This window comes from Ancylomarina subtilis (assembly GCF_004217115.1).
In the GTDB taxonomy this organism is placed as follows: Bacteria; Bacteroidota; Bacteroidia; order Bacteroidales; family Marinifilaceae; genus Ancylomarina; species Ancylomarina subtilis.
The window spans coordinates 79,876-91,965 of sequence record NZ_SHKN01000003.1 but is presented as its reverse complement, the minus strand read 5'-3'; the positions used below and the strand labels follow the sequence as shown (position 1 = coordinate 91,965).

The window sequence follows — 12,090 nt, the reverse complement described above, 5'->3', positions numbered from 1 at the left end:
TTGAGAAAGATTGCTTTCCTTTGCATCGAATTAAGTGGAAAGATTTGGCTGCTTGCGACCACAGAAAAAAATGCTAAAAAGAGTAATACTTACCCTATTTCATTTTCTGTACATTGTACAACCAATGCTTTCCCGTATATTTTTTTTAAATCAGTACTAAGGTGTCTTTAATGCCCCAATCAGGCTAAAGTTTTAAAATCTAAGTGCTTATAACTCTAAAAAATTATGGGATATTTATTTACATCTGAATCTGTTTCAGAGGGACATCCGGATAAGGTTTCTGATCAAATTTCAGATGCTTTATTGGACAAATTCTTAGCTTTCGATCCAAACTCGAAGGTGGCTTGCGAAACCATGGTAACAACCGGACAAGTTGTTTTAGCAGGAGAAGTAAAAACAAAAACCTATATCGATACTCAGGAAGTAGCTCGCCAGGTGATCAACCGTATTGGTTATACCAAAAGCGAATACCAGTTCGACGGCACATCATGTGGTGTGTTAACGGCAATTCACGAGCAATCAGATGATATCAACCGTGGTGTCGATCGTGAAGATCCAATGAGCCAGGGAGCAGGTGATCAGGGGATGATGTTTGGATACGCCAGCAAAGAAACTGACGATTACATGCCATTATCACTTGAATTATCTCACCGTTTGTTAATGGAGTTGGCTGAAATTCGCCGCGAGGGAAAAGAAATGACCTACTTGCGTCCTGATTCAAAATCACAGGTTACCATTCAGTATGCTGACGATGATACCATCGAAAGAGTACACACTATTGTGGTTTCGACTCAGCACGACGATTTTGGTCCTGATGATGAAACAATGTTGGCTAAGATTAAGGACGATGTTCGCAATATCCTAATCCCTCGTGTGATTAAAATGTTGCCAGCACGTGTTCAGGCTTTCTTCGATGATAACTTTATTCTTCATGTGAATCCAACCGGTAAATTTGTAATTGGTGGTCCTCATGGTGATACAGGTCTTACAGGTCGTAAAATTATTGTTGACACTTACGGTGGAAAAGGGGCTCACGGTGGTGGTGCATTCTCGGGTAAAGATCCTTCGAAGGTCGACCGTTCGGCTGCATATGCAGCTCGTCATATTGCTAAAAACCTGGTTGCTGCCGGTGTGGCTGACGAAATGTTGGTACAACTTTCGTATGCCATTGGTGTAGCTGAGCCTGTTGGCATTTATGTAGGCACTTATGGCAAGTGTAATGTGGACATGAGTAAAGGTGAAATTGCAGATAAAATTGCTGAGATTTTCGACCTTCGTCCTGCTGCTATCGAACAACGCCTAAAGCTGCGTAACCCGATTTACGAAGAGACTGCTGCCTATGGTCATATGGGACGTACACCTCGTACTGTTGTGAAGAAATTCCATTCACCTTACTTCGAAGATAAGGAACTAGAAGTAGAGCTATTCACTTGGGAAAAACTAGACTACGTTGACAAAGTGAAAGAAGCTTTCAAGCTTTAATCCCTTTTCAAATTAGATAAAACAAAAGAGAGCATCCGGATGGGTGCTCTCTTTTTTGTAATAATCTTTTCTTGAGAGTCATAAAATTTAGTCATGGCCTGACACACAAAACTAACAGATAATCAGAAGACTTCTCAGACAACAAAAGCTCCCTTTCCACATAAGCAGGAAGGGAGCTTTTAATAAAATAAGATATCTGAATTAGAAGCCTTGGCTTGCACGGAAGATAATCGCTCCAATAATAATGATTGGGTATAAAGCCAGCATCACAATAGTCATGATACCAATAAATTTGTAATGCGACTTGATGTAACCCATCGCCTCGGTAAGAGCCTGTGAACTACGTGACATCAAAGCTTCCTTTGCCTTGTTTGAAAACTGAAGCAAATAATAAATAGGGAAGAAATAAAGCCCAATGATTAATAAATAAAAAACGCCCAATGCACCCATAGGAAATGGCGTGTAAGCACTCATCATACTTGAGGCAGCAAATAAGCCCAGAGAACCTAAAAGTCCCAGTCCCATAAAAATGAAACCTAAAATTGCGAAGAACTTCGTCCACTTTCTTGTTTCACTCAAATACGCTTCAGCTTGAATTTCCAACACCAACTCGTTTTTATTCTCCGATGCGGCTGTTTCTAAATTTTCCATCTTTTAAAATCTGATAAATAAATATTAAATTGTTCACTAAGATATTGAAAAAATAAGCAAACCTTATCTCTTATTTTTTGACAAAAGTAGTGCAGACACTCAAACCGGTTCTATATCAGGGATTTTAAAATAAAAAGACAAAGAAGTCCGAAAAAAGGCTTCTCTTCTTTTTATATTCATTTAGTTATTTATATATTTAGGTTCGTTAAAAAAACAAGGCTTGTTTTAAGCTTACAAAAATCGACTTGAAACAAGTTATTCTAACTAAGCCACAATAATTTTTAGCCCATGAAGATTCATGAATACCAAGCCAAAGAGATCTTAAAATCTTATGGTGTACCTGTTCCCCAAGGGAAAATTGCTTCTACAGTAAAAGAAGCAGAACAAGCAGCTCAGGAAATTGGACTGCCTGTTGTCGTTAAAGCCCAAATTCACGCCGGAGGCCGCGGTAAAGGTGGTGGCGTTAAATTTGCGCCAACCGCAAAAGACGTGAGTCAATATGCCAGCGATATTTTGGGAATGACCCTAATCACACATCAAACCGGACCGGAAGGCCGATTGGTGAAGAAAGTTTGGATCGAAGCCGCTTCGAATATCAAACATGAATATTATGCAGGCATTGTTCTTGATCGTGCCTCATCAAAAGTCACCTTTATGGTATCAACCGAAGGGGGAATGGAGATTGAAAAAGTTGCCGAAGAAACACCTGAAAAGATTGTAAAAGTAGGGGTTGATGCTTCAGTGGGCTTGCAAGCTTTCCAAGCCAGAGAGATGGCTTTTTCATTAGGCTTGACCGGAACGGCTTTTAAAAATGCGGTCACATTCTTCCTGGCCTTGTACGATGCCTATATGGGAACAGATGCTTCTCTATTCGAGATTAACCCATTGGTTGTTACTGAAGAAGGCGATGTTTTAGCTTTAGATGCTAAGGCTGATTTCGACAACAATGCCCTGTACCGTCAGAAAAACATTGTGCCTCTTCGCGATCTTGACGAAGAAGAACCTCTTGAAATTGAGGCTGGCAAATCAGGTCTTAACTATATCAAACTGGATGGAAACATTGGCTGTATGGTTAATGGTGCCGGTTTGGCTATGGGAACCATGGATATTATTAAATTAACCGGAGGCGAACCCGCCAACTTCCTTGACGTAGGGGGATCAGCTTCTGCTGAAACAGTCGAGCAAGGGTTTCGCATTATCCTTTCAGATAAAAATGTAAAAGCTGTTTTAATCAATATTTTTGGCGGTATCGTTCGTTGCGACCGTGTGGCCAATGGCGTTATTCAAGCCATCAAAAATATCAATACTAAAGTACCTATTGTGGTTCGTTTACAGGGAACCAACGCCGAAGAAGGTAAAAAGCTACTTGAAGAATCAGGCATGAATATTATTGCCGCTACTGAGCTTAAAGATTCTGCTGAGAAAGTGGTTGCCACTTTGGGACAAACAGTAAGTAAATAAGTATTAGAAAAGGATCAGTATTCATGGTCCATCACTATTAAAACAATCGACACAATGAGTGTATTAGTCAATAAAGATACAAGACTAGTGGTTCAAGGAATTACTGGTTCAGAAGGGGGTTTTCATACCCAACAAATGATAGAATACGGCACCAATGTGGTTGCCGGTGTGACGCCAGGAAAAGGCGGACAAATGTTTATGGATAGCGTACCCGTTTTCAACACCGTGAAAGATGCGGTTGAAAAGGCAGGGGCCAATGCCTCAGTTATTTTTGTTCCACCCGCTTTCGCAGCCGATGCAGTAATGGAAGCTGCTGATGCAGGCATAGAGCTTGTGGTGTGTATTACCGAAGGAATTCCAACATTGGATATGATTAAGGTTCACGAGTTCCTTAAAAAGCGTCCTAAGACCACCCTTATTGGACCTAACTGTCCGGGTGTTATTACCCCGGGTGTCGCAAAAATTGGGATTATGCCGGGCTTTATTCACAAGCCAGGTAAAATCGGAATTATCTCGCGTTCGGGAACCCTTACTTACGAAGCGGTTCACCAACTTGGGAATGCAGGTTTCGGGCAATCGACTGCGATTGGTATTGGTGGCGACCCAATTATCGGCACCAAGCATATCGATGCGGTTAAACTATTAAACGAAGATCCGGACACGGAGGCTATCGTACTTATTGGTGAAATTGGTGGTTCGGATGAAGAAACTGCTGCCGCCTATATTGCTGAGCATGTGAAAAAACCCGTGGTTGCCTTTATTGCGGGCCAAACAGCTCCTGAAGGGAAACGTATGGGACATGCCGGTGCCATTATTGCTGGTGGAAAAGGAACCGCTGCTGAAAAAATGAAAGCTCTTGAAGCTGCAGGTATTCACGTTGTGAAATCACCAGCAGAAATTGGAAATAAAATGAGAGAAGTTTTGGGATAAACCTGTTTATCTATCTGATCATTAAAAAAGCCGTTCATTAATTTGAACGGCTTTTTTATACTTTCAACTTAAATGTGTGTTGTTTAATTTTGACAAAGCGGAATACTAAAACTAACCCGTGTTCCGTGCAGATCCTTATTTAATGTCTTCAAATCAATCACATCAATACTCAGTGTATTTTTCGAATAATAATTGTAAATTCTGACTCTATCATGTAAAATTTTAGTCCCCATCGACTTGTGTGACCCTATGTTTTTTTGTTTAATATCTATTCCCACTCCATTATCCTCAATACTGAAATCGATACTATTCGCTTCTTTGTTTCTAACCAGACAAAGCTTAATTTCTGCTTCAGGATTATTTCGCAACTCTCCGTGTACAAGAGCATTTTCAATAATAGGTTGCACCAACATAGGAGGAATACGTATCTCATCCAGATCAATCTCTGAATCAATATCAAAACGATAAGCAATCCCCTGACCAAAGCGCAAATTCTGCAATTCAATATAAGCTGATAGAATATCCAACTCCTCTCTTACATAAATGTAATCCTGAGTTGAATTTTCCAGAACACCTCTTACCAATCCGGATAATTTTGACAGATAATTGAATGCCTTATCGTTATTATTGTCAAGAATAAAATCCTGAATCACCGAGAGTGAATTGAACAGAAAATGAGGATTCATCTGACTTAAACGGACTTTCTGTTCCAATGATAAAGTCTGAAGCTTGTTTCTATATGATTTTGACCTAATGTAAAAAAGAACAAAAGCCGTGGCAAGAATAATCCCTAGAATAAGGGATAAAAGCAAAATATTTTTTCGGCTCAAATCAAGATTTTTGATCTCAAGTTCTTTCTCTTTCAAGTCCAGGTAATGTATGAACTCAAGCTCATTCAACCTCTGGGTTTGATCATCAAATTTCAACGAATCTTTAAGAGTCTGCCCCCTTTTACTGTAGAATAAAGCCTGTTCAAAATCCTTTCTCTTCTCAAAGAGAATTGATTTTTGCAAATAAGTCTTTTCCAAATCTTCACTCAACTTATATTCCAGACAAATATCTTCTGATTTCTTAAGTTTGTCGAGAGCTTCATCATATCGCTCTAATTCAGTCAAACACTGGGCAGAATAAACATAAGATTTAGGTAAGCCCCAAAAATCATTGATTTTTATTCGAATCGCCTCACATTCATCATAATAGCTTAAAGCCTTTTTATATTCTTTTTTATAAAAAGCCACCTCTCCAAAATTTAGAAGAAGTTCGCCTCTTTGCAGAGGAGTACCATATTCTTCAATAAAAATTTCTGATTTATTCAGATACTTTAAAGCCCTATCATATTGTTTTTGCCCCAGATAAAGAACACCCAGATTCATATTAACCTCACCAAGTCGAGCGCCATAGTCCAAATCTTCAAACAGAGATTTCGCCATTAAATAGTAGTGTTCAGTTTCCAGAAAATTTTCTAAACTATGATAAACGCCTCCGACATTAAAATAAATAGTCGCAATTCCTCTTTGATAGCCAACCTCCTCATAAATTTCCTTCGCTTTAAGATAACCTTCTAAAGCTAGTTCGGCCTTATTGGTGCGCCTGTAAATGACAGCAATATTATTCCACACCTTCCCAACATCGAGCTTTTGCTTGGCTTTTAAAAACTCTGGTAGGGCCTTATTAAAATGATAAAGAGCAGAATCGAAAACACCTTGATAATAATAACTGACTCCTTGTGTTTTTTCTGCTAAGCCAATCAAAGAAGGATCTGCATCTAAACGCGTCATATTAATGACTTCTTTCCCAAATTTAAGACAATCAGAAGGCGAAATCGATCTCAAAGATTCCATCTTCTTTATAGAATCTAAATACTGATCGTAATGGTCGGACCGTTTTTTTAAACTATCCTTAGAAAAGATACTCCCCTTCAGACTTAAATGAATAAGTAAGAAACAAAGACCAAATAAAACGAGTTTTCGCATGTATTGAATTGATTTAAGCCTGGGTAGGAATTGTAAAGCGTGCTAAAGTACCATGATTCTCTTTATCGATGTGTTTCAGATCGATAATATCCAGTTTCATCTGATGTTTCGATTTGTAATTATAAATCTGAATCCGATCACGGGCAATTTGCATAGCCAAAGATTTCTTTTCTTTCATGAGTGACTGCTTCCGGCCTTCTTCTATCCCAATCCCGTTATCCTGAATACTAAAAGCAATAACACTTTCGTCAACCAGCTCTAACTTGATAAGAATCTCTGGATTCTCTACCTTCTGAAGATTGGCATGCACCAGGGCATTTTCGATAAAAGGTTGGGTTAACATGGGGGGAATATTCACTTCATCTAAATCAATCTTCTCATCAATATCGAAACGGAAATCAATTGCAAAATCAAAACGCAACTTTTGTAGTTCAATATATTTATGCAGGGTGTCCAATTCTTTTCTCAAGCTGATATTTTCCTCTCGGGAATCCTCCAATATATTACGAACCAAAGTCCCCAATTCTGACAGATACAGATTAGCCTTATCACTTTCATTATCCAGAACCAAAGACTGAACTGCCGTTAACGCATTAAATAAAAAATGTGGATTCATTTGCGATAACAGGACTTTTTGATCCAGACTCATCAACTTATGCTGCGCTTTTAGTTTATTAATCCTAAAGGACACCACAATGGCAATCACGCCCAAAAGCATAATGACAAACATTGCCACCAGCCAGGCATTCTTTTTATCTAACTCCAGACTCTGAATCTGGGCTTTCTGAGTCATCAACTCCATTTTCTGCTTGGTATGATCCATATCATACTTAAGCATCAAATCATTGTATTTTTCGTCATCAAAAGCCTTTTGAATTGAATCCCCAATTCTTCTGGAATTTTCATAAGACTCAAGAGCTAACTTATAATTCCCAACTGCCTTGCAATATTTAGTATTGGCTTGATAAACATCTGCCAACCATCCGGGATCGTGATTGGTCTCTGCCAAATCCTGCATCGGTCCAAGCTGTCTTTTGGCGTTAATGTACTCCTCTTTAGCAAGTGCCAGTTCAAACAACTCATTGTAAACACTCAGAAGTTCTTCATAATTCCCCTTTAGCTTTCTGATATTAAAACTTTTATTCAGATAATCAGAAGCGCGATCGTAATCTTTTGTTCTTCTATAAATGATCCCAATATTCAGATACAACTTACTCTCCATTGTATTATTTCCGCTACCCAGAACATTTTTTAAAGACTTTTTATAGACCTTTAATGCATCTTCAAACTTATCTTGATTCTCATAAATAACACCTAAATTATTTAAGGCACTAACTTGATCTGTCAAATTATCAGTCTTAACGGCCAGATCATAACCTAAGGTGTAATATTCTTCTGCTCTGTCAAGATTACCCATCAGAACAGATATATTCCCTAAATTTAGATAGATGGAAGTTAAACCCGCAGTATATTCTATTTCAGAAAAAATATCAACTTCTCTCAAATAATACTCCAAAGCTTTATTGTACTCACCTCTCCTTTTATAAATGACACCAATATTTCCTAAAACTTTAGCTGCCTGAATCAAATTACCCAATTCTTCAAACTTGTTCAAAGCCTTATTATAATATGTCATACTCAAATCATATTCGCGAAGATAATAGTAATTAATCCCTTGGGTTTTATAAGCAAAAGCCAATAAGGAATCGGTCTGTTCTTTTTCTGCCAGGTTAATAGCTTTTTCGCAAATCTCAACACTTCTGTTTTCACTACTATCACGAAAACTAACCGAAGATTCTATCAGTTTCGAAATAATTTGTTCATGAATATTTAGGGGCGATTCATCCTTTGAATTGTGAGCATTAAGGATTGAAACAAAAGAATTCAATATGAAAAACAGGAGGTAGAACTTTTTTTGCATAATAAAGGCTTATTTAAGTTGGCAAAATAAAACAAAAGTATTGAGAAACAAAACTTAAGATTCAATAAGAATAGCTTTATAATGCAAATTATCCAGTTACGGAAAGTCCTATCAGTCAAAACAAAAAAAAAGCCTACTCAATAAAAGTAAGCTTCAATTATGATTTAAATATCAATTTATATGTTTTAAATGCATGGAACTAACGGTACAAAACACATTTTAGGTAAGGGAATTCAAAATCAACTTTCTTAAATTACATCGATGCAAAAAACAGATTAATATCCTTAGCTAATATACCCGTACAATCGCCTAAACGTTGGTTGGTTAAAATTCCACGATAGATGTAAGTCCCATGGCGAAGGCCCATATCGGTCTTTAAAAATTGATGTAACCCGCCATTATTACCAATATGCAATAAAAGCGGTGCGCAAATATTACTCATAGCCAAGGATGCCGTTCTACTGACGTGAGAAGCCAAATTTGGGACACAATAATGAATCACATCATGCTTTCGAAATACAGGATTTTTGTGAGTCGTTATTTCTGAGGTCTCAAAACATCCTCCCTGATCAATACTCAAATCGATGATAACAGAACCCGGCTTCATTTCCTTAACCATTTCCTCGGTGACAAAGGTTCCCGGATGATTCCCTTCGTAGCGAAGAGCCCCAATAACAACATCGGCTGATTTTAATGCTTTAGTTAGCACATGGGGATGAAATGTAGAGGTGTGAATACGTTGCCCTAGATGATCTTCCATTCGGCGTAAGCGATACATCGAATTGTCAAAGACTTTAATGTTGGCACCAAGTCCCATGGCGGCCCTTGCTGCATATTCAGCTGCAGTGCCTGCTCCAAGGATAACCACTTCGGTTGGTGAAACGCCCGTGACACCACCTAGTAAAACACCTTTGCCCCCCTTGCCCTTACTTAAATACTCTCCTGCAATCATGATGGCAGACACCCCAGCTATCTCACTCATCGAACGTATTACAGGGAAATGATTATCTCTATCTTTCAGATACTCAAAGGCAATTGCGGTCACTTTTTTGTACATCAATTTCCGAATATCTTCAGCACACTGACAATGCACCTGGAGAGCAGACATTATAATCTGATTCCCCTTAAGCATTTCAATCTCGTCAGATGACAAAGGCGAAATCTGTAAAACGATATCGCATTGGTATATTTCTTCCTTAGTGCGAACTATTTGTGCCCCTTTCTCGCTGTATTCTCTATCGGAATAATTTGATGCAAGACCCGCGCCTTCCTCAATAATAATTTCATGCCCGTTATTCACCAACATCTCAACTGTAAGTGGTGTCAAACAAATACGATTCTCGCCTTTATAATCCTCACGGGGAAGACCTATCACCAATCGCTTTTTACTCTTCTCAATCTCTAAAAGTCTCTCCTTCGGATGATAAAATTCATATCCAACGGGGAAATTTTTAGGGGTATCACCTAGGTTTGTCATAATCGTCATTTATACCGTTAGTGTCGTCTTTAGAAATACAAGTTAATGTTTTTTTTAGAGCTTAACAGATTTTGATAATTACTCGGGCTAAGAAAGAGCTAAATGAATGAGAAATTAGTCCATCTGAACCTGAATCATTCGACTTCCGTCCTCTTCTTCAGTAAAATTCAGATTAATAACATCGGATGGTAAAATTGATTCGATACGCTCGGGCCATTCGATGAAACACATGGCTTGACAATAAAAATAATCTTCGTAGCCAAAATCATAAGCCTCCTGCACATCTTCAATTCTATAAAAATCGAAATGATAAACAATCTGATCTTTCCGGGTATGATATTCGTTTACAATAGCAAAGGTAGGGCTGTTAATGGTATCCTCTACTCCCAACTCTTCGCAAACGGCCTTCACAAAAGTCGTTTTACCAACACCCATCGAACCATACATAGCAAAAACTCGATGTCGCTCCCCCACTAATTCAATAAATTGCTTCGCCACTGAATTAATATCTTCCAGGCTATTTATCCTTAAGTCTGTCATTTTCACGTTTACTAGTTGTATCTAATACTATCAAAAACATTTATTTTTTCTTTGGGCTCAAAGTTATTAAAGGAATTAACATTTCTTCCAATGAAATCCCACCATGTTGAAATGTATTTTTATAATACGAGCTGTAATAATTATAATTATTCGGATAGGCCAAAAAATCTTCTCCTGTTGCAAAAATATAGGATGAACTCATATTCATCTGAGGTAAACAAGCTTGAGCGGGTTTGGTCACTTCAAAAACTTCCTTAGGGTTATAGTTCAAATTTCGACCTTGCTTATACCTCAGGTTGGTGTTGGTCTGTCTGTCCCCAACCACTTTTATGGAATTCTGAACGCGAATAGCCCCATGGTCAGTTGAGATGATCAATTTTATATTTTGCTCTGATAATTTCTTAATCAACTCCAACAACTGAGAATGTTCGAACCAGGAAGTAGTCAATGAACGATAAGCTGCCTCATCATTTGCCAATTCACGAATCATCTCACTTTCGGTACGTGCGTGAGAAAGCATATCTACAAAATTGTAAACAAAAACATTCAGTTGAGAATCTAATAAAGTTGACAGACTATCGATGATTTTAGCGCCGGATTTCTTAGAATTCACCTTCTCGTAATTAAATTTTACATCTTTGAATTTGCGTTTTAAATGCAAGGCTAACAATTCTTCTTCATGTATGTTCTTACTGCTATCCTCATCTTCATTAATCCACAATTCAGGGTGTCGTTTCTGAATATCCAAAGGCATTAAACCAGCAAACATTGCATTTCGGGCGTATTGCGTTGCTGTGGGTAAAATTGAGCAATACATGTCATCATCCTTCATCACAAAATAATCGCTTATGATGGGGTATATAACCTGCCACTGGTCGACTCGCAAATTGTCGATTAAAACAAAAACGACTTTCTCACCCTTATCCAATAAAGGAAAAACTTTGTCTTTAAAAACATTATGTGAAAAGAGGGGTTTATCATGACTCTCAGAATTGATCCAATCCAAATAGTTTTTCTTAATGAAACGAGTAAAAAGATTATTGGCTTCAGACTTTTGCATTTTAAGCACCTCATCCATACCCGAGTCCTCAATACTGGCCAACTCCAATTCCCAAAACACCAATTTTTTATAAACCTGTTTCCAATCCTCCAGACTTCTGCAATCATTAATTTCCATGCCCAATTGTGAAAAACGGGATTGATATGCGGAGGTGGTTTTTTCAGACACTAATCGTCTTTTATCTGTATTTTTCTTGATACTCAGAAGAATCTGTTTGGGATTTACCGGCTTGATCAGATAGTCGCTTATATGGCCTCCAATAGCCTCATCCATGATATCTTCCTCTTCGCTTTTTGTGATCATGACAATGGGAAGGGTAAGGTCGATTGCCTTTATTTCAGACAAGGCTTCCAAACCTGACATACCGGGCATATTCTCATCCAATAAAATCAAATCGTAATGGGTGTTTCGAACCATATCAATGGCCTCAGGTGCATTATTACATGTGTCTACACTATAATCTTTCCCCTCGAGAAAAATAATATGCGGTATCAATAAATCGATCTCATCGTCTACCCAAAGTATCTTAATTGCTTTCACGTACATTCCTATTAGAATTCTACAATTGGCAATGTACCGGACATCACCTTTGATA

The 12,090-nt window shown here is 38.1% G+C and carries 9 protein-coding genes; 3 read left to right on the top strand and 6 right to left on the bottom strand.

Features of this window, described 5'->3' with window-relative positions; all coding sequences use genetic code 11:
* Positions 1-225: 225 nt before the first annotated feature.
* Positions 226-1,482 (top strand): methionine adenosyltransferase, encoded by a 1,257-nt coding sequence (gene metK, locus EV201_RS13665; RefSeq protein ID WP_130308210.1) that lies wholly within the window; start codon positions 226-228, stop codon positions 1,480-1,482.
* Between the two features lie 201 nt (positions 1,483-1,683).
* Here the strand turns inward: metK and EV201_RS13660 are convergent, their stop codons facing one another.
* A complete protein-coding gene (locus tag EV201_RS13660; RefSeq protein WP_130308209.1) occupies positions 1,684-2,133 on the bottom strand; it encodes a hypothetical protein in 450 nt (149 codons plus the stop codon).
* A gap of 288 nt (positions 2,134-2,421) precedes the next feature.
* Between EV201_RS13660 and sucC the strand changes: the two genes are divergently transcribed.
* Positions 2,422-3,594: an ADP-forming succinate--CoA ligase subunit beta gene (gene sucC, locus EV201_RS13655; RefSeq protein WP_130308208.1), complete on the top strand. Its 1,173-nt coding sequence runs from the start codon at positions 2,422-2,424 to the stop codon at positions 3,592-3,594.
* 54 nt (positions 3,595-3,648) lie between these two features.
* Positions 3,649-4,524 carry a succinate--CoA ligase subunit alpha gene (gene sucD, locus EV201_RS13650; RefSeq protein ID WP_130308207.1) on the top strand — a complete coding sequence of 292 codons (876 nt, stop codon included), beginning with the start codon at positions 3,649-3,651 and terminating at the stop codon, positions 4,522-4,524.
* A gap of 83 nt (positions 4,525-4,607) precedes the next feature.
* Here sucD and EV201_RS13645 read toward each other — a convergent pair whose 3' ends face one another.
* The 5 genes from EV201_RS13645 to porX form a co-directional block, all read right to left on the bottom strand.
* Positions 4,608-6,497: a tetratricopeptide repeat-containing sensor histidine kinase gene (locus EV201_RS13645; protein ID WP_130308206.1), complete on the bottom strand. Its 1,890-nt coding sequence runs from the start codon at positions 6,495-6,497 to the stop codon at positions 4,608-4,610.
* 13 nt (positions 6,498-6,510) lie between these two features.
* On the bottom strand, positions 6,511-8,418 hold the full coding sequence (locus tag EV201_RS13640) for a tetratricopeptide repeat-containing sensor histidine kinase (RefSeq protein ID WP_130308205.1): 1,908 nt from the start codon (positions 8,416-8,418) through the stop codon (positions 6,511-6,513).
* 253 nt (positions 8,419-8,671) lie between these two features.
* Positions 8,672-9,895, bottom strand: coding sequence for an alanine dehydrogenase (locus tag EV201_RS13635; protein ID WP_130308204.1), 1,224 nt, complete (start codon positions 9,893-9,895; stop codon positions 8,672-8,674).
* A gap of 114 nt (positions 9,896-10,009) precedes the next feature.
* A complete protein-coding gene (gene tsaE / locus EV201_RS13630) occupies positions 10,010-10,435 on the bottom strand; it encodes a tRNA (adenosine(37)-N6)-threonylcarbamoyltransferase complex ATPase subunit type 1 TsaE (RefSeq protein WP_130308203.1) in 426 nt (141 codons plus the stop codon).
* 40 nt (positions 10,436-10,475) lie between these two features.
* The gene (gene porX, locus EV201_RS13625) at positions 10,476-12,035 is read right to left on the bottom strand and encodes a T9SS response regulator signal transducer PorX (RefSeq protein ID WP_242610495.1); all 1,560 of its coding nucleotides are present in this window, start codon (positions 12,033-12,035) and stop codon (positions 10,476-10,478) included.
* Between the last annotated feature and the right edge of the window lie 55 nt (positions 12,036-12,090).

Coding starts and splice junctions, on each gene's coding strand:
- EV201_RS13660 (WP_130308209.1), bottom strand. CDS start 2,133: ATGGAAAATTTAGAAACAGCCGCATCGGAGAATAAAAACGAGTTGGTG.
- EV201_RS13645 (WP_130308206.1), bottom strand. CDS start 6,497: ATGCGAAAACTCGTTTTATTTGGTCTTTGTTTCTTACTTATTCATTTA.
- sucC (WP_130308208.1), top strand. CDS start 2,422: ATGAAGATTCATGAATACCAAGCCAAAGAGATCTTAAAATCTTATGGT.
- sucD (WP_130308207.1), top strand. CDS start 3,649: ATGAGTGTATTAGTCAATAAAGATACAAGACTAGTGGTTCAAGGAATT.
- tsaE (WP_130308203.1), bottom strand. CDS start 10,435: ATGACAGACTTAAGGATAAATAGCCTGGAAGATATTAATTCAGTGGCG.
- EV201_RS13635 (WP_130308204.1), bottom strand. CDS start 9,895: ATGACAAACCTAGGTGATACCCCTAAAAATTTCCCCGTTGGATATGAA.
- EV201_RS13640 (WP_130308205.1), bottom strand. CDS start 8,418: ATGCAAAAAAAGTTCTACCTCCTGTTTTTCATATTGAATTCTTTTGTT.
- metK (WP_130308210.1), top strand. CDS start 226: ATGGGATATTTATTTACATCTGAATCTGTTTCAGAGGGACATCCGGAT.